The following is a 23,259-nucleotide window of genomic DNA, read 5'->3' as shown; positions in this document are numbered from 1 at the left end:
AAGGGTCGTCTGCCTGAATCGGGTAGGATTGACGAAAATGTCGAGGCAAGCTCGAAAAAACAAGGAAACAGCGGGTTGAAACTCAGTGATATTGCCCAGTTGGCCGGTGTGTCCGTTACCACCGCCAGCTATGTCATCAATGGCAAAGCCGAACAGCAGCGCATCAGCAGCGCCACCGTCGAACGTGTTCGCGCGGTCGTCGAGCAACATGGCTTCACACCTAATCCCCAGGCCGCCGGCTTACGTAGCCGGCATACGCGTACATTGGGTTTCATTCTGCCGGATCTGGAAAACCCCAGTTACGCACGTATCGCCAAATTGCTTGAGCAAGGTGCGCGAGCCCGGGGTTATCAGCTGTTGATCGCCAGCTCCGACGACGCGCCGGACAGCGAACTGCAGTTGCTCAAACTGTTCCGCGCACGCCGCTGCGATGCGCTGATCGTCGCCAGTTGCCTGCCGGCAAGCGACGACAGTTATCGCCAATTGCAAGCCAAGGGCATGCCGATCATTGCCATCGACCGGGTCATGGAGCCCGAGCATTTCTGCTCGGTGATCAGCGACGACCGCGAAGCCAGCCTGCAACTGACTCGCAGCCTGCTGGAGCCATTACCCAAGCAGATCGTGCTCATTGGTGCCCGTCCCGACCTGAGCATCAGCCAGGAACGCGCCGCCGGTTTCAAGCAAGCTCTCAATGGCTTCAAAGGGGACGTGCTGATCGAAGAAGGCGAGTCCTTCAGCCGTGAGTGCGGCAAGCAATTGATGGAAGACTTGTTGCTGCGCCTGGGTCATTTGCCCGAGGCGTTGATCACTACATCCTACGTATTGCTCCAGGGCGTGTTCGATGCCCTGCATGACTTCCCGCTGAAAAACCGCCCGCTGCGTCTCGGCACTTTCGGCGACACTCAGTTGCTGGACTTCCTGCCCCTGCCGGTCAACGCCATGGCCCAGCAACACCAACTGATCGCTGACAAGGCGCTGGCCCTGGCCCTGGCGGCGATCGAACAGTCCGATTACCAACCCGGTGTACAAGCCATCGCGCGAACCTTCAAACAGCGTATTCGCCAGGAATGAATCGTGGAGCTGATCGACACCCACACCCATCTGGATTTCCCGGACTTCGACGCTGATCGTCAGGCGTTGCTGAGCGCCAGTCGCGCCCTCGGGGTGCGGCGAATCGTGGTTCTGGGGGTTTATCAGGGCAATTGGCAGCGGGTCTGGGAGCTGGTGCAGAGCGATCCCGACCTGCACGCTGCCTTCGGTCTGCACCCGGTGTACCTGAACGAGCATCGCCCTGAGGACTTGAGCGAACTCGGCGCCTGGCTGACGCGCCTGGCCGGCCATCGGCAATTGTGTGCGGTCGGCGAGATCGGCCTGGACTACTTCATCGAAACCCTGGACCGCGAACGCCAGCAAGGGCTGTTCGATGCGCAACTGCAACTGGCGAATGACTTCAACCTTCCGGCCTTGATCCACGTGCGGCGCAGCCATGCGGCGGTGATTGCCACGCTCAAACGCTTTCGCCTGAAACGCGCCGGGATCATCCATGCGTTTGCCGGCAGCAAGGAAGAAGCCCGCGAGTACATCAAGCTTGGCTTCAAGCTCGGCCTTGGCGGTGCCGCGACCTGGCCCCAGGCGCTGCGCATGCATCGCGTGCTGGCCGAGCTGCCGCTGGAGTCGGTGGTGCTGGAAACCGATTCACCGGACATGGCGCCCGCCATGTTCCCCGGGCAACGCAACAGCCCGGCGCATTTGCCGGCGATTTGCGAGGCGCTGGCTCAAATCATGGCGATCACACCAGAGCAGCTCGCGGCGGCCAGTACCGCCAATGCACGCGAGCTGTTCAACTGGTAAGCACTGACAAAAAAACCTTGTGAACAAGGGTGTGCTTCAGACCCGGAACGCACTGATCAATTGCTTCAACTCCACCACTTGAGCCGACAATGCACGGCTGGCGTCCTCGGTGTGGTGTGCACCTTCGGCGGTTCGCTCGCCGGCCCGGTTGATTTCGACAATGTTCTGGTCGATGTCGTGAGCCACGGCAGTCTGCTGCTCCACCGCAGCGGCGATTTGCTGGTTCTGGTCAACGATCATGCCGACCGCACCGAGAATGTTTTCCAGCGCTCGCTGGACCTTTTCCGACTGCCCGACCGTACCACTGGCCATCTCATGACTGATGCCCATGGCCTTCACTGCCGCGCCGACACCGCTGTGGAGCTTGACGATCATCTGCTCGATTTCTTCGGTCGACTGCTGAGTGCGCTTGGCCAGGGTCCGGACCTCGTCCGCCACCACCGCGAAACCACGGCCCTGCTCACCGGCCCTGGCGGCTTCAATCGCGGCGTTGAGCGCCAGCAGGTTGGTCTGCTCGGCGATGCTCTTGATCACTTCCAGCACGCGGCTGATCGACTGGCTGTCACTGGCCAGTTGATTGATCACCTGCACCGATTGATCGATTTCGCTGGCCAGGGCGGCAATGCTGCCCTGCTGGGATTGCACCAGGCCACGGCCACTGATGGTTTCGTCGTTGACGCTGTGGGCACTGCTCACCGCAGCGGCGGCACTGCGCGCCACCTCCAGGGAAGTGGCCGACATCTGGTTCATGGCAGTCGCCACTTGCTCGATCTGCGTGCGCTGGCCGGCGACGGCCTGGTTGCTCTGGGCCGAGACATTTTCTACTTGTCCGGCCTGGCGCTCGACTTCTGTGACGGTCTGCCCTACCCGTTCGATCAGGTCATGGATTTTCTTCACGGTGCCGTTGAACACCTCGCCCAACTCACCCAGCTCGTCCCGGCTGTCGGCGCTGAAGGTTGCGGTCATGTCGCCCGCAGCCACCTTGTCCATCACTGCCCCCAGACGCTTGAGCGTGGTCCGGGTCGAAGCATAGAAGCCACCGTAGAGATAAAAGATCAGCACGAAGACGACGGACAGCGCCACGGCTTGCAGAATCATGTGCGTACGGTTCTGATCCAGCCGTTGTTGCAGCTGAGGACCGAGAAACTTCAGCACTGCTTCATTGAGTTGGTAGGTCTGGTCCATCAGGGCACTGGCCTGATCATAAAACCCCTGCCAAGGCGCATCCAGGGTGTCAGCCATCACCACCTGCTCCTCGAACAGCTCGCTGGCCTTTTTCAAGGACGCCCGGCTGCTTTCGGCCTGAGCGGCCAACGCATCGCGCGCGGCGGCGCTGGAGCCAAGGGAGTCCTGCAACTTCAGGCCGTACTCAGCCTGAAGCTTTTCTATTTGCGCCAGCAATTCATCGAATCGGGTACTCGATGCCGAGTTGAGGAAACCCTGTCCCATCGAATAAGACCCCATCGCCCGGCCTTCGCCGATCATCTGGGTGACACGAGGGGTGACCAGGGTAACCAGTTCGCTCATCTGGCGCATATCGCTCTGGTTGTCGCGACTCAGGCCGGCCTGGCTGGTGATGACCTGGCTGAAAATCTGCGCGCTGCCTACCAGTTTGCCGATGAGCGCACTTTTGCTTTGCAGGGAGCTTTCTGTTTGCTGGGCCTTGAATGCGGCGATCATTTCATCGCGCTTGCCATCGAACGCCGCGATCTGCTCCGGGTCGGTGGTCGTCGCCGCCAGACCTTGCAGACGGGCCAGAATTTTTTGTTCCAGGGGGCTGATTTTCGATTCGACATTGCCGCCTTTGCCGGACTGGCCAAGGATGACATTGATTTGCACCAGATTGTTCAGGGTTTCCAGATCGCGGCGTAGCGTCAGGCTGCTGCCCAACAGATCGAGGCTCTGCAGTTCGACCCGCGTGCCCTGGAATTCGCGATAAGAGTCGCGCACCAGATAAAAGTTGGTCACCAGCATCGGCACCAGGAACAGCACGCTGATCAGGCTGAACTTCATGCCGAAGCTCAGGCGGTTCATCAGCGCGACAGCGGGATAGAGCAAGCTCTTCACTGGATGTCTCCGTTTCAATTTATTATTTTTATTGGCAGGCGCAGATCGCCAGCAGATCGCCACTATTGAGCGCTGTCTCTGTATATATTAAATCGGCAGGAAGTTTTGTAACTTAAGGTTAACGGCAAGATCGTCCGATGGCCGGGGCTGCCAAGGGACGATCTTTCACGTTATCAGTGCAGGACAGTCCACAACGCAAACCCCGCATACCAGAGCACTGCGGCACGCAGCAGCAACTCCCAGATCCGGTCGAGGTTGTGGATGCCCTCTGGCCCGACTATCGGCGCCGGGATTTCCCCCGCCACCAGCCCGACTTTTTCGATCAACTGCGCGGCGCTGATGTTCCAGTTCAGCAGCTCACTGAGCATTACCCGGCTGACCGCGACAAAATTGCCCACCAGGGCAAGGCTCGCCGCCAGCAGGCGCACCGGCACCCAATCAAACGCATGACGCAGTTGAGCTGCGCGCTCGACCACCGCCGGATTCGTCCCGTGCTCCTCAGCCAGAGCCAGCAGCCGATAGCTCAATGCCGCGACCGGCCCCAGCAGGAAATACCAGAAAATCACTGCGAAAAAGCTCTGGTAAGCCTCCCACAGCAAATGCCCCTGGACCTGCTCCAGCAGTTGCTCGCCATCGTCGGCACAGATACCCAGGTCGCGGTCTGCCACATGGGCTGCCGCCTGCAGATCTTCACGGCGCCAGGCATCCCGGAACGGCCCCAGTCCCGCCAGAAGATCACCACGCCCCAAACTGTAAATCACCACCAGCAAGTGGATCGGCAGCACCAGCAAGCCGTAGGCCACCGGCTCCAGCACCACCAGCAACAAAGCCAGCAGCGCCACGGGCGCCAATACCAGCACCGCCAGTACCAGCCAGGGCCGCTGTGCAAGGCGCGGGTTTGATTCAAGCTTGTTCAGTTCGCGTATCCAACCGCCGTCGCGCTGTACCTGATGGCGCATAGCCGAAAACTTTTCGATCCACACGGCCAACAGCAAAACCAGAAAACTCATTGTCCTTCCTCTTGTGCCAGGGCGGCACGGTAGCGTGCCCAATCAAACGCCGGCCCTGGATCGGTCTTGCGCCCAGGTGCAATATCGCTGTGCCCGCAGATGCGCTGAGCGGTGATTGCCTTGAAGACGTGTTGCAGTTGCCGGGTCAAGGCAGTCAACGCCCCGTACTGCGCGTCGGTGTACGGCAGATCATCAGTGCCTTCAAGCTCGATGCCTACGGAAAAATCGTTACAGGTTTCCCGCCCTTCGAAACTGGAAATTCCCGCATGCCACGCACGCTCCAGGCAGGAAACAAATTGTGTGACGCCGCCGTCACGCTCGATCAGAAAATGCGCCGACACCCGCAGGTCGGCAATTCCCTCAAAATAGGGGTGCTCGGTGACGTCCAGACGATTCTGGAAAAATTCCTGCACCTTGCCAGTGGCAAACTGCGCTGGCGGCAAGCTGATGTTGTGGATCACCAGCAGGGAAATTTCACCCGAGGGGCGCTCATTGAAGTTGGGTGACGGGCATATATGCGCGCCCTGACACCAACCGCTCACGGGGTCCAACTGCATACCGGTTCCTGCAATGTCGACTGTGTAGGCCCCAGTATGCCGCGATAGACCCTCCGGGCGCGATCACTTGCCACGATTGAAGCGCTGGAGATTATCGATCGCCGACGCCACCGGGTCAGGGTCGATCATCGGGATTGGAGCCAATACAGTTGCCAGATCGAGAGGAATACCTGCGACGCCTTGGGTTGGCCCATCGCATGGCCCTATAATCGAGCCACTTTGTTTGTGGAGTCCGTTATGCCGAATCTACGTCTCGCCGATCTGACCGTCGAAATCGAAGCCAACGTGCGCCGTGCGTTGCTCGAGGATATCGGCAGCGGCGACATCACCGCACAGTTGATCCCGGCCGAACGCCTGGCCAAAGCCACCATCATTACCCGCGACGCTGCCGTCATCTGCGGTACAGCCTGGGTTGATACGGTGTTTCGGCAACTGGACCCACGAGTGGCGGTGCATTGGCAGGTAGCCGATGGCGAACGGGTCATCCCCAATCAGGTGCTCTTCCACCTGGAAGGCCCTGCGCGCTCACTGCTGACCGGTGAGCGCAGCGCGCTCAACTTCCTGCAAATGCTCTCCGGCGTGGCCACCCGCGCGCAGTACCTGGCGGACTTCGTGGCCCAGACCCAGGTCAAGCTGCTCGACACGCGCAAAACCTTGCCTGGGCTGCGTCTGGCGCAAAAGTACGCGGTGACCTGCGGTGGTTGCCACAACCACCGCATCGGCCTGTATGACGCCTTCCTGATCAAGGAAAACCATATCGCCGCCTGCGGAGGGATCCCTCAGGCCATTGCTGCCGCGCACAAGATCGCCCCGGGCAAGCCGGTGGAGATTGAAGTCGAAAGTCTGGGTGAGCTCAAAGAAGCACTGGCGGCTGGCGCCGACATCATCATGCTCGACGAGTTGAGTCTGGATGACATGCGCGAAGCCGTACGCCTGAACGCCGGCAAGGCCAAGCTGGAAGCCAGTGGCGGGATCAACGAAAGCACGTTGCTGCCCATTGCACAGACCGGGGTGGACTACATTTCGATCGGCGCGATGACCAAGGATGTGAAGGCGGTCGATCTGTCGATGCGATTGAGTATCTGATCACTCGTGCTGCAGGAGCGAGCGTGCTCGCGATGGTCGTTAACGATTACGCGGGTTTACTGGTTAAACGTGGCGCTCTCGGGTCCATCGCGAGCATGCTCGCTCCTACAGTTCAACGATGCTCAAACCACCAGATTGTTCATCTCGCAGTACTCTTCCCAGTCGACACCCAAGACTTCGGCCGCCTCTTTGTGCAGCGCCAGACGGGCAGCCTCGAACTCCTCCGGACTCGAGGTGTACTTGAGGCTCAACTCCCACGGCTGCAAACCCTGGGCTTCGGCTTCATCCTCGAACGCCCACTGAATCTGGTCTTTCTGATCATCCGGACTCAAGTCCTTGATCTCTTCCTTCAATTCGGGCACATCCAGCACGTACTTCTTGAGGGCTTCTTCGTGTCTGGCTTCTTGGGTCATCTGTTTAACGGTCATGGCGTTCTCGCTGATCTGGGAATGGAAGATGGATCTGGATCTTCAAGGATCTCTCTTGACGCAAAAACCGGCTTAGGCCCGGTTTATCTGGCCTTCAGAACCATTCTGGATCATTGGAAAACTGCTGGGCGGAGCTCAGGCAGGCTCCGAATATAGGACGTTTGGCAGAGGATTTATATGCATCTTCACATCAAATCTGCAAAAAATATGTATGCAGGAGGTTCGACAGGCACGGGGAAGCGCGATGACCACTCAACCGCCTGATGGCCACTGCCCATCAGGCTTCCAATCGAACGGTACTGAGCGTGGAGCCGTTTTCATAGGCTCCAACCCTCTCGGTATTGGCAAATAAACGCTGCGACTTGTTCTGCCGGCATCGGTCTGGCAATCAGGTAACCCTGTATCTCGTCGCAGCCCAACTGCTGCAAGTAGTCCAGCGTTGCTTGATCCTCGACGCCCTCGGCTATTGTGTGGAGGTTAAGTGCATGCGCCATCTGAATGATCGCGCGTACGATTGATTGATCATTGACGTTTTGACATAAGTCTTTCACGAACACCTTGTCGATCTTCAGCTTATCTATGTCGAAGCGCTTTAAATAGGCCAAGCTTGAGTACCCTGTGCCAAAATCATCCACAGATACCACCACGCCAAGCTGTTGGAGTCGTCGCACCGTGGAAAGTACATGTTCGGTATTACGAATAAGCACCGACTCCGTAAGCTCAAGTTCAAGGTAATAGGGGTTGAACTCATATTCGTTCAAGGCGCGGCGAATTGTATCTTCGATATCACCGTGACTGAATTGTACAGTCGAAAGGTTTACTGCAATGCGTATAGGAGGAACCCCTGCCCTACGCCACTCCTGCCCCTGACGGCAACATTCGCGCACGACCCAATCGCCGATCGGCACAATAAGACCACTTTGCTCTGCAATCGGAACAAACATCTCAGGGAGAATTATGCCTTTTTCAGGATGCCGCCAGCGCAATAAAGCCTCCACCCCTGAAACAAGACCGCTTTGAAGGTCAACCTGGGGTTGATAATGCAGTTCAAACTCTCCTACTTCCAGCGCTTTGCGTAATCCGACCTCCATACGGATAAAGTCGGCCGCTTCGTGATCAAGTCGCTCATCAAAAAAACAAATCGAGTTTTTGCCACCGCCTTTAGCACGAGTCATCGCAGCAGTGGCATTGCGCAAAACCTTGTCGAAAGTTTCACCATCCTCGGGAAACCGGGCCACGCCCATCGTCGCCGAGGTATATATGTCTTCTTGGTTAACGTCCATGACCTCAGCCAAGCGGAGTTTAACATCGTGCAAGAGCCTCTGTATTTTCGCTAATCCACCCACTCCATTGAGAAGCAGGAAAAACTCATCGCTATCCTGATGACTTACAGTGTCTGATTCATGCACACAACCGCTCAGGCGTTTAGCGACAATACGCAGCACTGCATCTCCCGCTGCATGCCCAAGCGATTCGTTGATGGTTGTGAAGTTGTTCAATTTAAGCGCAACGAATACCAGCCTGAGACGCTGCCCCTCCCTGTCATTCATCGCTTGCTCGAAACGGTCCTGTAGCAGCGACCGGTTCGGTAAACCGGTCAATGCATCCCGCGTAGCAAAAAACTCGGCTTTTGCCTCAGCCTCTTTGCGCTTGGTTATATCCATCGCCATCGTCAGATAGCCGGTGATGACACCATGCTCATCACGCAACGGTGCCTGGGTAACGCTGAAATGATCGCACTGCCTGTCCCGATAAGAGCGAACGACCTCGCGATCTACAATGGTTTCGCCTGCGAATACTTCCTGACGAACGTATTCCATCTCTTTAGCCATGTCAGGAAGTACACGCTCAAGCCTTTGCCCGACCAGTTCGCTGGCTGGCCACCCTAGAAGTTTTTCTGCGGCTTCATTCGCCAGGGTTATAACGCCAACAGTATCTCGCGTCATTACAGCAATAGGCGACTCTTCGATAATGGTCTGACTGAATCGATATTCAGCGTCCCTGGCTTTATAGGCCTCTTGTTCAGCACTTATGGCATTGAGCTGTTTCACCCACGCGCGATAAGTCAGACACCAGAGCAGTACCGTAATCAATGCAAACAGAATAACGAAGCCAATAATCAGGTTCCGCTCAGTAACCCAAGGTGCGAGATAAGCCTCCAACCCTACGCCTACGAGAACGCAAATCGGATACTTGTCCATACAGCGGTATCCGTATGAACGCAGAACTCCATCTTGCGGTGCAACGTTTACAAATTTTCCTGAAAGTCGAGAAGTGCGCCGCGCGACGATCATTGGCGCATCTTTGCGAATAATTAGCGGCTCTCCAGGCGTAACCACACCTGAAGGGTAGCGGATTACGAAACGCCAGCTGTTGTCATTAAATATGGAGAACGAGTCAGACGCACCGCTGGAAATTTTGGCAAAGCGGTCATTAAGCGTACTGATCGGCAGCACGAGGGTAACAATACCGGCAAACGCCCCTTGCTGCGTACGAATTGCCCTGGCAAAAATAATATCCCAAGTTTGGGTTATACGACCAACCATAGGGTCGCTTATTACCATGCCCGCTTCGGGATCATCACGCAAACGCTGGAAATAATCACGATCGCTAGCAAAATTCTGTGATCGCCCTTCTGCCCCGAAAACAACTTGGCCATCTGCGTTCACCACCCGCATCCCTACCATGGAAGAGAGCACAAACAGATGCTGCCTGAGCACCGGTTCAACGAACTCCGGGCGTAGCTCTCCGATCGTATATTGACGCTCGATTTCACTCGCCACCGCAGTCAAAGTGCGATCGATATTCTCGAACTGGCTGTTAAAATCCGAAAAGAGAAGTAGCGACAGGTTGTCAGCCTGGATGGAGACTTTCGTCTCGTATTGCTCACGTGTCGTACTCAACCACTCCCATGCCCCCGCCCAAACGATGAGATTGAGCAACAACAAACCTGGCAAAAGCAACGCACTGGTACGATTTATGCTCATAACTTGCTACCAGTCATTTTTACCGTTGGCTGAGCTGCTTCAAGCCCTTGAGCAGAGCAGACACTCGCTTTTTATATACTGAAAGCCTGAGGCTAGCAGGAGTTGGAGGCCAGAGCTGAGTTTCCCGGTAAAAGCGCAGGTCATTTACCAGATCAAGTGGTTAGCCTGCCTCTGCCGCAGATTCGCGGAGGCAATGTGGGTTGGCGCTTATTGTGGTTTGGGTAACCCATGACATCGAAAATGGTGCCCGAGACAGGAATCGAGGCTCCCACCTACAACCCAAATAAAATGAGGGTTCAAACTTAAATAGCAACCAACGTATACCTTAACGTATACCTAAATACGAAAGTACCAATCCTACTCGACAGGTCAGAGGGGACGAGGCATCCGCAGCGCACTCTTGATCCTGAGGCCACTGCCCTGCGGGATGGGTTGCCTCACACCCTTCTGAAACAGAGAAGTATTAAGGCGGGTTGTGGTCTCACTTCTTGCCAGCCAATTCCCGGAAGCGGCTTACGGCTGTATCAGTGTTCGCCAAAATGTAGTTGAAGTCATAAGGGCCCACTTTGGTCTCAATGTGGATGAAATTACTCTCTGCCATCAGCTTCAGAATCTCACTCTCCTGCTCCAGGTACATGGTGCAGCTTCCATCATTGTTTATGGCCTTGAGCTCTAGCGACCGACGTCCATTTGATAGCTTCACAAATGCAACATTGCCCTTGCCGCAGCTCGCCTTCTCGGCCGATCTCAATTGGAGGGCCACCATGGTGAAATCATCAACTTTGTTCAAGAAGAAGCCAAACTCGATTTCCGTCTTGCCGTCCGCCTTCAGGTTCATAACAGAGACAATGCCGTCGTCGCTCAAGTAAATCCAGTTATCCAGCCTTTCTGGCCGCTTGATGCCAAACAGTTCACTGACAGTCGATGTGAACCTTTGCTTGAGCTCCTTCGGCGAATCGCAGCCGGTCAGAAAAAGAGTGAGCGCGAGCACGGAGACAACGGCGGGGGCTTTCATACAAACTCCAATAAATCAGATGGTTAACTCGATGAGGCCGAAGAGGTTAGGGGCTCTAACGTCCGATTCACTGATTATTGTATGGGCAGTTCAAGGGCTTCGAACTGACGCGCCTCAAACGATTACGGGAATATTATGATCTTGAAATAACGCCCCCCTAGTTCCCTGTAGATTTTTCCAACTGTCAGCATCGCCGTCGTGTTGAGGAGGCTGATTTCGATGAAACCGGCAACGTGCAGGTCGTATAACTGCGGCTTGGCTTGCTGTTACTGGCAGCCTCAACGGAGACTTGCGGCTGGGCATTCAGCCAGGTTTCGAGGCGCTGCCACACGGAGTCGATGAGCTCGGCAACCCTCTCCCCGCGCCGGCTGTTAATCATGCGCAGACCAAAGTCCTCTGGTAGAAGTGGACCAAAAGCGCCGAAGCGCCAAGCATGATCGAACACCAGGACGTTCAGTCCGCTGGTGTCGCGAACCTGGGCCTCAGGTCCGTGAACGGGATTGGGCTGCCAAGCGAAGTTACCGTTGCCGGTAGGCTTATAGAAGTTGTCCGGGACGTCGGTACGGTCAGGTTTCTTAGAGGCGAAACGGCGGTCGTTCCAGTATTCGGGGAAGGTCAATACCTCAGAGACGATGCCAGCCCAGACGACGCTGTGGCGGGAGATGGGATTCACTTCCGAACCTGCAAATGCGAACACGAGGTCGCCGACCTTCGCTTTCTTGCGGATGCGCGGCTTACAGACAGCCAGCGTCACGGCTGGCGGATCGTAGTTTGGTGCGGAACCTGCGTCCGTGGCGATCACATACGTGTGGACTCGCATCGACTTGCCTCCTGCGCAAAGAGTTTATCGAGCCACGCGAGCGCATCGGCACGATTCGAGATGTCTGCGACGAATTCCTGACCACGTGCGGCGGCCTCCAGAGTCCCGGACGACGACCAGCGCTGCGAGGGGTGATAGGTCAGGCCGACTCCGCCGCGTGTTGGGTTCAACCAGTCAGGTAACGACCAAATGGACGGACGCAGCGCACGACTCTCGGTCAGTCGAAAGCCCGTCTCGAATAGGCCGAAACCCGGGCGATCGGTTATACGACCGTCAAGCATCAGATGGTCGGCAGCAATGTAAAGCGTGTTGTTTTCCTTCCAGCCGGCCCGGGTGTGCGGGTGTTCTTCGAGCCAGGGGTAGCGCTCAGCCGCGTGTGTTCCATCGAAACCCAAAGGGAAGACCTCGCCGATTTGCAGCCACCCAAATACGCGATGCTCGCGTTGCCCCGCGTATGACCAGCGACCCTGGATTTGCGTCACCGGCCGGAACAGCCCCCAGAAGAGGAACAAATCACCGACGCCGACACCTTGCCCGGCGAGATGACTCTGAGCGGCGGCAAGCTGACCGAGCGCGCCGCGCCATCCGGGCGCGCGAGGGCGCACGCTGGAGTCAAGATCTGGATCGAGGTGGCATGGCGTTGCTCTGGTGTGGTTGCCTCGAGTGAGTTGCTCGATGAGGGTCGGGGTCGGTTCGGTCAGGTCGCCGAAGGTGATGGGCGTCGGCATGTGTGTGGGAATGGGGAGCGAGATTGGTCGCCCCTGCACGAGCGGGCTGGGGACACCTCCGGCGGAGGAGTCGAAACCTTTGCGCGAGAGTATGAGTTTCATAAGCCGCTGCCAGTGGTGAGGTGCTGCTTGAAATTGTGTCTCGACGTGATCGTCGATGCTGAGCCTCGAAGGCCTTGAGTGTAGTCCTTCTCAAGCCGTTCAACGGGGCATAAGCAATGCGTGGACAGACAGTGCTCACCTGTTAGGAAAAGCATGCCTTACCTAAGAAAGTAGCGGCCCGCCGAATATGTGGCCCGAGCCTGACCAATGTTGACAGGATTTGAAGCGCCTGAATCGTGGTTGGAATTTTCAAGTGCCCAGTGGATGTGAGCAGGCGTTTCGGCATTACTGGTTTTGCCAGAAAGCTCAATGCCTAGATGCCCAGCATATGCCCTTCTTTTGCGGACTACCTCGCTTTCCGCAATGCCTTCCGCGCCGGATGCGGCCACAACCGCAAGCTCGCAAAGTCGACCTGCTCGGGAAGGTGCAAACTGAAGCTTCGCTCGACAATCCTCTACAAGCCACACAACAGCCCTGCAGCAATTGCATTCACAGGAGTAAATTTGCTGCTTGAAGTCGTTGAGCTTAGACATATCTATTTGAGCACCTAAAGATTGCCTCAAGAAGACGCCCTGATTGGGTTTAGATAGTAGTGCCCCAGTCACCGCTGCGCCAAGGCACCATCATCGACGCCACTCTCGCACCGAACTCGACCAAGAATCAATACGGTAAACGGGTGGATTGCCCTAGGTTTCTATTCACGTATTGGATACCGGGAGACGTACAATACTTGCGCGCTAACATTTTGCCAGCAATGAAGTTCGAGATCACCGGGCCTCGAATTACCCGCGATGGACTTTTGCCATTACAGAACCTTTACCCGGGGGGGATGGGTGCCGTTGTTTTACGTCGTTGACGTGCTACTACTAGCATGGGGCGGGATCGGCCTAGATCGCGATTTGGGCAGAGAGAAATCGAATCGAGCGCTTTTCTTGCGGTTGTCCGGAGGTCACTCACTCAATATTGGCGTTCGCCGTTGACTTGCGGATGGCGCCAGCGGTTTTTGAGGTAAGGAATATTGACTATCCAGAAAAACGGGTGACATACGGTCAGAATCAAAAACGCCCATTTGTTGAAGCGAAATACGCCCCAGCACAGCAGACCATTGATCCCCAGCGCCCACAGCAAAAAATAGGGATAGGACTTTAAGTAGAAGGCAAACGAATCGGAACCCAGCGCCAACCATAAATCGGGATCGAACTTAAAGCAGAAGGCAAACGTATCGAACCCTAGGCAAAAAAGGCCGAAAACCTCCCACCAATAAAATTCGAGCGGCTTAGTCTCGTTAGGGGTCATTATCTTTTTCCTCTCGATTTTTCACGACGCTGCCGAAATACGTTCTGAGTTTTTCGTATAGTGTTTCCCGCACTTCTGTGCCTTCGTGGCGCTGCCAATTAAAGTCGTCCTGAGCTACTTCCCGGGCATCGCTGCTGCCCTCAAATGCCATCAGACAAGGCCGATCGTCAGCCAGTCAGTCGCGTTAGGCGTCGAACTCCTCAATCACTTCAGTCGTAAACCGGCCATGTGATAGCCCCGCAACAGCCGCAAAAAAATTCCCTTGCGTGCCGCTGCTAGCGTAGTGGAAACCCTTTGTAAAATGGGAATAGGTAACGCTAGCCAAAGCCAGGTCGTTGAGGTGAAATTCCACTATTTCTTCGGGAGCTTGGAGCCTAGTTTCTCTACTGTCTTGAAGTGAAAAAGGAACTCTGGGCTGGTCATCTTGCCCTCCTCAGTCATGTTCTTCGGTTTCAAGAGAGAGCCAGAGAACTTGACCACGTCACCTTCTTGCATCTCCGAAAGCGCATCGTAGAGCGGCGTACCGTTTTTGATGAGAGTTTTATCCTGCAAGTCGGAAAAGGAGTTATTCCAAGTTCCGAAGGTCATGCTATCGATGAGGCCGACGATTTCTAAATATGCATCGCCATCACTGGTAGTGCCGAGATTTTTAATGTAACCGATCCAGCCTTTCAGGTTGCGGGGATCTGCCTTGATCGTCCCGAGCTCATCCAAGCGTTTGCGCGCCGCCGTGGATTTTTTCAGCTCATTGGGTGCTTCTCGGTAGATATCGACATATTTAACGATGACGGTAGTGAACTGCACCTGGTCGGCAGGTGCTTCCACTGAGCTTGTGTCGCCGAAGGAAAGGAGAGGCAGCAGGGCCAGGCATGTAGCCAGAAGTCTAAAGATGCCCATGGAATATCTCCCAGGAAAGTCCTTGATTTAAGGGGCCACAATTATATCCGTGCAGATGTCGGGGGGACTTGATGTGAATCAACATGAGGTCCACAAGATGATTCATTCCACAAGTTTCCCGCAACTGCCAAACCGCCTAATTGGTGATGCGGCCATTCCGGATGACTTAGGATCAGTCGGGCAGCGTAGCGCGGAGGCATTCCGCACTGTTCGACCAGGTCGTGGTGATCTATGAAGTCTTGTTCCAGCAGATACGCCGGCTCGCACTCCAGCAGGGCAGCGACGGCGGCCAGCCAGACTTGCCCCGCTGCCGGTGGATTGGTGACGGCAGGCCGATCTGTGTTCTTAGCTTTGTATTTTTCCGGGGGAACCGGGAGAACCGGGGGAATCGCCACCGCCTGCGCGGGTTGCGGCGGTTCCCTCTTGCTTTTCGATGAGGGAACCGGGGGAACCAATTCAACGGTCAGGCGTTCGACCAGGTCTAGTAGCCATCCCATTTCAGGCCTCATCAGGCGGTGACAGGTGGTACAGCCCTGGGGTCCTCCCGTCCACTCTCACCTTCTTCGAGCGTTTTCTAGGGTTGCACTCAGTGATCCAGCCTGCCGCCTCGACGGCGTCCAATATGCGGTCAAGCTTGTAGCCCGGTGACGCCCGGCTCAGGCCTTCCGAGGTGAACAGCCAAACCCGTCGCTGCTCGTGGCCGACCGATTCATTCTTCCACCAGCCGGCGCGGTCTTTGACGCTGAAATTTTCGGGGTTCTCCACTACGGATGAAAACATCGATTCGCCGTGCCGGGAGATGAAATTGCTTAGGTTGGCAAGAATTCTCGCGTCCTCACCCTGGCCTTGCCCTCGATTGCTGCGCCAGACATCGAATAGTTCCAGCATGGCGTCACGAGCAGCGCCCTCGGTAGCTGGCAGCAATCCCCACTTGATCGCCAATTCACCCGCAAGGGCAAGGAGAGCGAAGCGCTCAGCCGCTCGATTCTCCTGCCCGGTGTCAGTGGAGTATTGCTTGCACAGCATCTCCAGTGCAGCGGGTAGATTGTCGGCTTCGCCACTCTTTAGCAGATACTCGATAAAGGCTGGCCCGGCATGGCCATAGTGGGTCGTGCTGGTGCGCAGGATGGCGTCGGTGAATTGCTGGCCGCTTGGCAGTCCATGCAGATAATCCCAGGCGCCGAAGGTGCGGTGAGCCGGAATATCCATGAGGCGGATTTCCTGCCCGGCCCGGCTGCGCTTACCGCCTTCGGTCATGTAATCGGAGAGTCCCAACTCGCCCGATGAAAGCAAAATTTCTCGCCAGCGACGGGTGGATCGTGCGGCTCCGCTGCGATTGGCCCTGGACTTTCCGGCGCCATTAGCCAGCCCGTAAACAACCGCCCCGATCTCACGGGGGTCGGCCTCGCCGATCTCGTCCAGCGCCAGCAGTGTGTCGTTATGCAGTGCGGCAACCCCCTCCAGGCCATTACTGGTGGCACGCCAAGTGCGCATGAACTGCTCACCATGCCCCCAGACTGACGCCCCGGCCTTAACAATGGCGGTTTTACCAATGGAACTATCACCCACTATATGAAAACCGCCGCCCTGGCGTTGCAGGTGATACAACAAAGGCCCGGCAAAGGCGGCACAGACGCCCAACATCAACAGGGGGTTGCCGGTACAACGTGCGCCAATCCCGGTTTTCCAACCCTCCAGGGTTCCAGCCTGGCGAAAATCATCCAGTCTCGCCGACTCGTTCTGATAGATCGCATCTCCTTTACCAATATTCCGTTGGGGCATGATGAACAGATCAGGCGAATGCCAGCCGGTGGCGGTGGCGGCGATAACCTCACGCTTGGGGTGTTGGCTCTGAAGGTAGTGGTTCAACAACTTGAAGGCGCCAGGGTCGATCTCCACCCCCATGTTCAGTAACTCGCCGCGCATGTCCTCGCCACTACCCTTGAGCAAGTGCATGGGCATCGCCCATCGACACCAACGTCCCAAGGTATTGATAAAGTGCAGTAGGCGCCCAAAGTCGGCTCCGCCACTTGAGGTGATGCCCTCCACGTAGAGGGGCGAACAGATCCATTGATCGAACGGCGTTGCCTCTGCTGAGCTTTTACTCTGGCGCAGGCCGTGAAAGTACACGCCGGGGTGCAACTCTTTTTCATCGCTGATTCTGGTTTTCCGGGCATACACCCCAAAGCAGGGGCGTCTTATCTCCGGGAGTTGGGCTTCCGGCACCAGCGCGGTTCTCTCGGTTCCCTCGTGTTTTTCGGCGAGGGAACCGCTGAAAGCCCCGTGTTTACTGGTGGTTCCCTCGGTTCCCTCATGTTTTTCATTGGGTGAATGGTTAAGTGTCATGACTGCGGCTTCCTTTGCTGCGCCAGATACTGCCGCAGGTCGTTGAAATCTGAACAACTCAGGGGTTCCGTCCCCGACCAGGGCGGCAACACTAGCCCGCAACCCAGCGCGGCGGCTGCCTTGATGGCGTAGGTGCGTCCAGGGTTATTGGGGTTTTGTCGGTCATCGTCAGCGCCAAAAATCAGCACGGCCTCGGGGTAGCGACGGCGCAGGTACTCGCCCACGGCCAGCAGGTTGCCGGCAGTCATGGCACAGGCCACAGCGGCGCCAGTTTCCTCGTGGATAGTGGCGCCGGTCGCCCAGCCTTCGCAGACGTATACTGGTTGCCCTGGTTCAATAATGCCGAGGGGCGAATAGCAACCCTTGGTCATGCCGCCCTCAAGGAATCGCTTACGACCGCCCGGGAAGATGCACTGCAGATTGACCAATTGCCCTTGGTGGTACAGCGGCACTAGCAACATGTGCCCGAGTTGGCGCAGGCCATGCGGCTGGCATCCCTTGGCGACTAGGTAGGGGTGATTGGGATCAGAGGGACAAGCATTACGCCAAAGTCGCAGGGCAGTTTCGGTGGCCTCTTGATGGCTTTTTTTAAGCTCTATTTCACGCTGGAGCCTGGCCCGCTCAGTGCGCTGGCGCCACTGCTCTGCTTCCAGTGGGTTGGCCGGCTGACAGCTGTTCCAGTTGTGCCAATTGCCGCCATCTTTCCAGGTGCCGTACCAACCCGAGGGGATGCCGTCAGGGAAAAGCTGATAGGCGCCATTTTTGCTTCCCTGTCGGTCGCCGGGAACATGGAAGCGGTGCAGGCCGCCATCAGCGATGGGGATAAAATCCAATGATCCGTAGGCAGCTTGGAGAACATCAGCAAACGCTTGGTTAGGTTCCATGGCTCAGCTCCTACGCCCGCACAGGGTCAAGAACGATGTGGCCGCCTCTTATCCGCTCAATCAGATCCAGGGCAGCTTTTAGGGGCGCGCCGAGCAGGGGCTGGGCTTTGGTGGCTTTGTGGTAAGGGTCGCTTGGCGCGTACTCCGCGTTGAGGCTATCGACGAACGCATGACACAGCCGCTCATCGTTTGCGTTCTGCACCTGTATCTCGGCAGTTCGGCAAAGGGCTTGGTAGAGCAGCTTCAAGCCCTCGTGCTTTCGGTCAAAGTCGTTGCCGTGAGATTCAAGGGTGTTGAGAACCATAAAGAGTGGCAGGGGCTTTGGGGGGCCGAAGGATTCAATGAGTGAGAAATATACAAGCTTGAGGGTTGAGGCTTGAATGGAATGCATGTCGAAACTCCCATGGGGGCGCGCTCCCCCGGCAAACGCTGGATTGCAGGTTGGGTCGTAATGGGCGATTACAGCGGTTGTTGAGGAGGCGAGCAGGGGTGGGATTCCGCACTTTTTTTGTATCGAGCGTCGCGCTCTGCAATCTTGGCCGCGAGGTACGCTTCAACCTCCGCCACTACGTAATAAACGGCGGCCTGCCGGCTCTTGCCGAATTTGATCGGTTTCGGGAAGTTTGGGTCATTTTGCTTGAGTTTATCCCCGCCAGAGCGAGACGTCCCCAGCGCGGCATAGAATGCAGGTTGCGGAATCAGACGATTATCAAGAAGCGAGTGCGGGTGCATTTGTGTATCTCCTAGTGGGTGGGAACACCCAAAAGTTAGGAGGCACAACAGTCACATGCTTAAGCTTGTGGCGGCTTTTTTATATGAGTCCTACATCCCGCAAGGTTCGCCTTATAGTGTTCTCTGAAGGATACCCTTCCGTACCGGCAATAATTCCAACGCGATAGCGCTCAGGCGTTGTTTCCAGGCTATGCCACTTAGCTATAATTTTCTCGCGCTGCTCCTTGGCTTCTTGTTTTCGTTGCGCCCCTCTCGCGCGTCCGCCTGCTTGTCTCAGTTCGCGTTGCTGCTTCACGAGCTCAGGGAGCTTCAGGTAATCATCAAGCGGTAAGTCGTCAAGTGTCCGTTCTACCTCAAAAGCGTCTTGTTGAAGGACATAGAGGCTGTTGCCTACATTCTCAATTGACTTGGCGAGGGGTTGAAACGGCTGAGTAATATGTTGACTCAGCGGAGCGAAGAGCAGGCATAACTCGTTGAGTGCCTGCTGTTTGTTATCTACTTTCATGAGTTGGCATGCCCCCATATGAACCTCCATGTAGAGTAGCTCACCAGTTGGGGCATACCTTCGAGAGTGAACTAGCCGCGCATGATCGACACCACATTGTCGCCGGGAGCCCCCGGGTGGGCGAAGTCATATGGAGTAATGTGCTGTTGCCGATTGGCGTCGAGGTAGTCGGCCCACCATTGCATCATCAACCGGCGCTGTTGCAGATGCTCGGCTAAGTGGGTGTAGGCGCCGCGCACCTTGTTGCGCTCTTGGTGGCTCATCTGCCGTTCCACCGCGCCCTCTTCCCACAAACCCGACTCGGTCAAGGCGGAACACGCCATGGCTCTGAATCCATGGGCGCATATCTCAGTTTTTGTGTCGTAACCCATCAGGCTCAGTGCCTTGTTAACGGTATTCTCGCTCATGGGTTTCCAGTGGTAGTGATCACCGGGGAACAAAAGCTCCAGATGCCCGGTAAGTTGGTGCAGCTGCGTCAGTGCAACCATGGCTTGACGACTCAACGGCACCAAGTGGGGCGTACCCATCTTGGCGCCTCGATGAGCATACTTCACGCCTTCGATGGGCTCACGCTCGCCGGGAATCATCCACAGCCCACGTTTCAGGTCAAACTCAGACCAGCGGGAAAAACGCAGCTCACTGGAGCGAACGAACAACAGCTGCAATATTTTCATCGCCAAGCAAGTCACCGGACGGCCGCTATAACTGTTAATCCGTTGCAGCAGTTCGGGCAAGCAATCGAACGGTAGCGCCGGTCGTTGGCGAGTTTTTCCGGTGGCCGTGGCTCCCACCAAGTCGCGGGCTGGGTTGCTTTCCATGTGCCCGTGTTGGACGGCGTAACGCAGGATTCCATCTTGGTATTGCCGTAGGCGGTTAGCGGTTTCCAGTGTGTCGCGTTTCTCGGCGGCTTTGAGTGGTACAAGCAGGTCACGAGCTTTCAATTCAGCTATCGGCGTAGCTCCGAGGGTGGGAAATAGGTGGCTTTCGAGGCGGCGTAGTACGGTAGCGGCATGGCCGATAGACCATTTGCGCGAACAAGCGGCGTGCCACTCCAAGGCCACCGCCTTGAAGGTGTTTGCCCGCGAGTTGACCACATCTAGCTTGACTTTCTTGGCGTGCTCGATGGGATCTTTCCCGTGTGCCAGCAGTTCAAGGGCCTCTCCACGACGGTCACGGGCGGCCTTCAGGGCAAGCGCGGGGTATCTACCGAAAGTGGCCAGCCCTGCCCTGCCATCCGGACGGATGAATTTGAAACGCCAAACCTTGGTGCCGTTGCTCTTCACTAACAGGTAAAGCCCCCGGCCATCAAACAGGGGGTAATCCTTAGCGTCGGGCTTGGCGGCCTCGCATTTGGAGTCAGAAAGAGGGGTGACGGTGCGGGCCATGGGTATATGCCTCCATATCGAACCAGCGTATACCGTGCTGTATACCTAAAACGGCACGGCGTTCAGATGGATCAATATACACCCACAAACGAAAAACCCGCACTGTACGGGGCTTGCGTGGGAGCCCCACATCATACGAAAGCATATAAAAGCATGTTTTTGGTGCCCGAGACAGGAATCGAACCTGCGACCTTCGCGTTACGAGTGCGCTGCTCTACCGGCTGAGCTACACGGGCGGTGGGCTAAACCTAGCACCGGTCCCGGGCGCCGGCAACTTTGAGACAGATCTTTGCTTTTATGACAGGCAAAAAAAGACCCCGCAGTTTTCACTGCGGGGCCTTTTTTATAACGTTGAAGCAATCAAGCAGGGCTGATTAAACGCCCGAAGCCTTGGCTGCTGCTACGTCCTTGATGGACAGCTTGATACGGCCGCGGTTGTCCACGTCCAGTACCAGTACTTCCACTTCCTGACCTTCTTTGAGGATGTCGGTCACTTTCTCTACGCGAGCGTCGCTCAGCATGGAGATGTGTACCAGACCGTCCTTGCCCGGCAGGATGTTGACGAATGCGCCGAAGTCGACGATGCGCTCAACTTTACCAACGTAGATCTTGCCGATCTCGGCTTCAGCGGTGATACCCAGAACGCGCTGACGTGCAGCTTCAGCCGCTTCCTTGGTTTCGCCGAAGATCTTGATCGAACCGTCGTCTTCGATGTCGATCGAAGCCTTGGTTTCTTCACAGATCGCACGAATGGTCGCGCCGCCTTTACCGATGACATCACGGATTTTGTCGGTGTCGATCTTCATCGCGATCATGGTCGGAGCGTTGGCCGACAGTTCGGTACGCGACTGGCCAATGATCTGGTTCATCTGGCCGAGGATGTTCAGGCGCGCTTCCAGGGCTTGGCCCAGAGCGATTTCCATGATCTCTTCGGTGATGCCCTTGATCTTGATGTCCATCTGCAGCGCGGTAACACCTTTGGCGGTACCGGCTACCTTGAAGTCCATGTCGCCCAGGTGGTCTTCGTCACCCAGGATGTCGGTCAGGACAGCGAATTTCTCGCCTTCTTTAACCAGACCCATGGCGATACCGGCAACCGGTGCCTTCATCGGTACACCAGCGTCCATCAGGGCCAGGGAAGCGCCACAAACGGAAGCCATCGAGCTCGAACCGTTGGATTCGGTGATTTCCGAAACCACGCGGATGGTGTACGGGAACACGTCAGCGGCAGGCAGCATGGCCGAAACCGAACGACGGGCCAGACGGCCGTGACCGATTTCACGACGACCAGCACCACCCATGCGACCACACTCGCCTACCGAGAACGGAGGGAAGTTGTAGTGCAGCATGAACGGGTCTTTTTTCTCGCCTTCCAGGGTGTCCAGCAGTTGTGCGTCACGGGCGGTGCCCAGAGTCGCGACTACCAGAGCCTGGGTTTCGCCACGGGTGAACAGAGCCGAACCGTGGGTCTTGGGCAGAACACCAACTTCGATGTTCAGTGGACGTACGGTCTTGGTGTCGCGGCCGTCGATACGTGGCTTGCCGTTTACGATGTTTTCGCGAACGGTGCGGTATTCGATTTCGCCGAAAGCAGCTTTGACTTCGCTGGACGAAGGCTGGCCTTCTTCACCGGACAGCTTGGCAACGACCTGATCCTTCAACTCGCCCAGGCGAGCGTAACGGTCGGCCTTGACGGTGATGGTGTAAGCCTGGGAGATCGCTTCGCCGAACTCGGCACGGATAGCGCCCAGCAGTTCGGTGGCTTCTGGCGCAGGAGCCCAGGTCCAGGTTGGCTTGGCAGCTTCGGCAGCCAGTTCTTTGACAGCGTTGATCACAACCTGGAACTCGTCGTGAGCAAACAGTACTGCGCCCAGCATCTGGTCTTCGGTCAGCTCTTTGGCTTCCGATTCAACCATCAACACGGCGTCGGAGGTACCGGCAACAACCATGTCCAGGCTCGAAGCAGCTTGCTGCTCGTAAGTCGGGTTCAGCAGGTAGCCGGTGCTTTCGTGGAAAGCAACGCGAGCGGCGCCGATCGGGCCATCGAAAGGAATGCCGGAGATCGCCAGGGCAGCCGAGGTACCGATCATCGCAGCGATGTCCGGATCGGTCTTCTTGCTGGTGGAAACGACGGTGCAGACAACCTGCACTTCGTTCATGAAGCCTTCAGGGAACAGCGGACGGATCGGGCGGTCGATCAGTCGGGAAGTCAGGGTTTCTTTTTCGGAAGGACGGCCTTCACGCTTGAAGAAACCGCCAGGGATCTTACCGGCAGCGTAAGTCTTTTCCTGGTAGTGAACAGACAGAGGGAAGAAGCCCTTGCCTGGATCGGCTTGTTTTGCACCGACTACGGTCACCAATACGCTGACGTCGTCGTCAACGGTGACCAATACTGCGCCGGATGCCTGACGGGCGATACGGCCGGTCTCGAGGGTAACGGTCGACTGACCGAACTGGAATTTTTTGATTACCGGGTTCACGGTGTCCTACCTTCTTTGTGGCTCTTGGGGGAACTGGTTTCTTGCGAATTCTTGGGCAATGTCGGGAGTCGGCCCAACGCCTG

Annotated in this window: 20 protein-coding genes and 1 tRNA gene; 3 read left to right on the top strand and 18 right to left on the bottom strand. The window is 56.6% G+C overall.

All coding sequences use genetic code 11. The annotated features are described in order from the left end of the window. The first annotated feature begins 75 nt into the window (after positions 1–75). Both cra and KW839_RS22455 read left to right on the top strand, forming a co-directional pair. Entirely contained in the window at positions 76–1,071 is a 996-nt protein-coding gene (gene cra / locus KW839_RS22460) for a catabolite repressor/activator (protein ID WP_218425547.1), read from the top strand. A 3-nt stretch (positions 1,072–1,074) separates the two neighbouring features. Continuing rightward, positions 1,075–1,851 (top strand): TatD family hydrolase, encoded by a 777-nt coding sequence (locus tag KW839_RS22455; RefSeq protein WP_218425546.1) that lies wholly within the window; start codon positions 1,075–1,077, stop codon positions 1,849–1,851. A gap of 36 nt (positions 1,852–1,887) precedes the next feature. Here KW839_RS22455 and KW839_RS28175 read toward each other — a convergent pair whose 3' ends face one another. From KW839_RS28175 to ampD, 3 genes are all read right to left on the bottom strand, one after another. Continuing rightward, positions 1,888–2,592 carry a methyl-accepting chemotaxis protein gene (locus KW839_RS28175; protein ID WP_371318100.1) on the bottom strand — a complete coding sequence of 235 codons (705 nt, stop codon included), beginning with the start codon at positions 2,590–2,592 and terminating at the stop codon, positions 1,888–1,890. 1,499 nt (positions 2,593–4,091) lie between these two features. Then, positions 4,092–4,928 (bottom strand): regulatory signaling modulator protein AmpE, encoded by an 837-nt coding sequence (gene ampE / locus KW839_RS22445; RefSeq protein ID WP_218425544.1) that lies wholly within the window; start codon positions 4,926–4,928, stop codon positions 4,092–4,094. Next, positions 4,925–5,485 carry a 1,6-anhydro-N-acetylmuramyl-L-alanine amidase AmpD gene (gene ampD / locus KW839_RS22440; RefSeq protein WP_060541208.1) on the bottom strand — a complete coding sequence of 187 codons (561 nt, stop codon included), beginning with the start codon at positions 5,483–5,485 and terminating at the stop codon, positions 4,925–4,927. The genes ampE and ampD overlap by 4 nt, the downstream gene beginning before the upstream one ends. A 237-nt stretch (positions 5,486–5,722) precedes the next feature. Here ampD and nadC point away from each other — a divergent pair, with 237 nt between their 5' ends. Further along, positions 5,723–6,571, top strand: a complete 849-nt coding sequence (nadC, locus tag KW839_RS22435; protein ID WP_060541207.1) for a carboxylating nicotinate-nucleotide diphosphorylase — start codon at positions 5,723–5,725, stop codon at positions 6,569–6,571. Between the two features lie 122 nt (positions 6,572–6,693). Here nadC and KW839_RS22430 read toward each other — a convergent pair whose 3' ends face one another. The 15 genes from KW839_RS22430 to pnp all read right to left on the bottom strand — a co-directional run bounded on the left by KW839_RS22430 (position 6,694) and on the right by pnp (position 23,176). Then, complete coding sequence (locus KW839_RS22430; protein WP_060541206.1) at positions 6,694–6,999, bottom strand: DUF6388 family protein; 306 nt, start codon at positions 6,997–6,999, stop codon at positions 6,694–6,696. A gap of 317 nt (positions 7,000–7,316) precedes the next feature. After that, positions 7,317–9,986, bottom strand: coding sequence for an EAL domain-containing protein (locus KW839_RS22425; RefSeq protein WP_218425543.1), 2,670 nt, complete (start codon positions 9,984–9,986; stop codon positions 7,317–7,319). A 481-nt stretch (positions 9,987–10,467) separates the two neighbouring features. After that, positions 10,468–11,001, bottom strand: coding sequence for a hypothetical protein (locus KW839_RS22420; protein ID WP_218425542.1), 534 nt, complete (start codon positions 10,999–11,001; stop codon positions 10,468–10,470). A gap of 184 nt (positions 11,002–11,185) precedes the next feature. Further along, the gene (locus tag KW839_RS22415; RefSeq protein WP_218425541.1) at positions 11,186–11,821 is read right to left on the bottom strand and encodes a hypothetical protein; all 636 of its coding nucleotides are present in this window, start codon (positions 11,819–11,821) and stop codon (positions 11,186–11,188) included. Further along, a complete protein-coding gene (locus tag KW839_RS22410) occupies positions 11,800–12,651 on the bottom strand; it encodes a hypothetical protein (protein ID WP_218425540.1) in 852 nt (283 codons plus the stop codon). The genes KW839_RS22415 and KW839_RS22410 overlap by 22 nt, the downstream gene beginning before the upstream one ends. A gap of 957 nt (positions 12,652–13,608) precedes the next feature. Next, positions 13,609–13,947, bottom strand: a complete 339-nt coding sequence (locus tag KW839_RS22405; protein WP_218425539.1) for a hypothetical protein — start codon at positions 13,945–13,947, stop codon at positions 13,609–13,611. 351 nt (positions 13,948–14,298) lie between these two features. Then, positions 14,299–14,844, bottom strand: a complete 546-nt coding sequence (locus tag KW839_RS22400; protein ID WP_218425538.1) for a hypothetical protein — start codon at positions 14,842–14,844, stop codon at positions 14,299–14,301. Between the two features lie 498 nt (positions 14,845–15,342). After that, the gene (locus tag KW839_RS22395; protein ID WP_218425537.1) at positions 15,343–17,190 is read right to left on the bottom strand and encodes a DUF927 domain-containing protein; all 1,848 of its coding nucleotides are present in this window, start codon (positions 17,188–17,190) and stop codon (positions 15,343–15,345) included. Then, positions 17,187–18,074 carry a toprim domain-containing protein gene (locus tag KW839_RS22390; RefSeq protein WP_218425536.1) on the bottom strand — a complete coding sequence of 296 codons (888 nt, stop codon included), beginning with the start codon at positions 18,072–18,074 and terminating at the stop codon, positions 17,187–17,189. The genes KW839_RS22395 and KW839_RS22390 overlap by 4 nt, the downstream gene beginning before the upstream one ends. A gap of 10 nt (positions 18,075–18,084) precedes the next feature. Further along, positions 18,085–18,465, bottom strand: coding sequence for a hypothetical protein (locus KW839_RS22385; RefSeq protein ID WP_218425535.1), 381 nt, complete (start codon positions 18,463–18,465; stop codon positions 18,085–18,087). Between the two features lie 68 nt (positions 18,466–18,533). Next, on the bottom strand, positions 18,534–18,806 hold the full coding sequence (locus KW839_RS22380; protein WP_218425534.1) for an AlpA family transcriptional regulator: 273 nt from the start codon (positions 18,804–18,806) through the stop codon (positions 18,534–18,536). 79 nt (positions 18,807–18,885) lie between these two features. Beyond that, the gene (locus tag KW839_RS22375; protein WP_218425533.1) at positions 18,886–19,311 is read right to left on the bottom strand and encodes a hypothetical protein; all 426 of its coding nucleotides are present in this window, start codon (positions 19,309–19,311) and stop codon (positions 18,886–18,888) included. A 71-nt stretch (positions 19,312–19,382) separates the two neighbouring features. Further along, positions 19,383–20,696 (bottom strand): integrase arm-type DNA-binding domain-containing protein, encoded by a 1,314-nt coding sequence (locus KW839_RS22370; protein ID WP_218425532.1) that lies wholly within the window; start codon positions 20,694–20,696, stop codon positions 19,383–19,385. A 160-nt stretch (positions 20,697–20,856) separates the two neighbouring features. Further along, positions 20,857–20,932 (bottom strand) — tRNA-Thr (locus KW839_RS22365). A 138-nt stretch (positions 20,933–21,070) separates the two neighbouring features. After that, positions 21,071–23,176 carry a polyribonucleotide nucleotidyltransferase gene (pnp, locus tag KW839_RS22360; RefSeq protein WP_007915263.1) on the bottom strand — a complete coding sequence of 702 codons (2,106 nt, stop codon included), beginning with the start codon at positions 23,174–23,176 and terminating at the stop codon, positions 21,071–21,073. Positions 23,177–23,259 lie beyond the last annotated feature (83 nt).

The organism is Pseudomonas sp. PDM31, assembly GCF_019218965.1.
GTDB lineage: Bacteria > Pseudomonadota > Gammaproteobacteria > Pseudomonadales > Pseudomonadaceae > Aquipseudomonas.
This window is presented reverse-complemented; position numbering and strand designations above follow the sequence as displayed.